Source organism: Frankia sp. AgPm24 (assembly GCF_023243055.1).
In the GTDB taxonomy this organism is placed as follows: Bacteria; Actinomycetota; Actinomycetes; order Frankiales; family Frankiaceae; genus Frankia; species Frankia umida.
On the sequence record NZ_JALKFW010000111.1, the window covers coordinates 1 to 341 of the forward strand.

General features: G+C 70.4%; 1 protein-coding gene. It reads right to left on the reverse strand.

All coding sequences use genetic code 11. The annotated features are described in order from the left end of the window. Positions 1–341, reverse strand: a 341-nt coding sequence (locus MXD61_RS28695; RefSeq protein WP_374628487.1) for a hypothetical protein, incomplete at its 3' end; no start/stop codon positions are given.

Sequence of the window (341 nt, forward strand, 5' to 3'; positions counted from 1 at the left end):
TTCCGGACTCCGTGTGCGGTGACGAGATGCCGGGCTACGAGGCCGCCCAACGTCCCGGTCCCACCGGTCACCACCACGCAACCGGCACCCGCACCCCCAGCCAGGAGATCCTCTTCAACGACTCGGGCAAGCCGAGGCACCTCGACCAGACCCTCCCCCAGCCGAATCTCCCACTCCCCATCAGCGGCAGCCTGCTCCAGCACACCCGTGAGATCCGGAAGCCCCGCAGCCTCAGAGCCGAGATCCACCAGCAGGATCCGGCCGGGATTCTCCGACTGCGCCGAGCGCACCAACCCCGCCACCGCGGCCGCGACCGGGTCACCACCCGCACCCCGAACCAC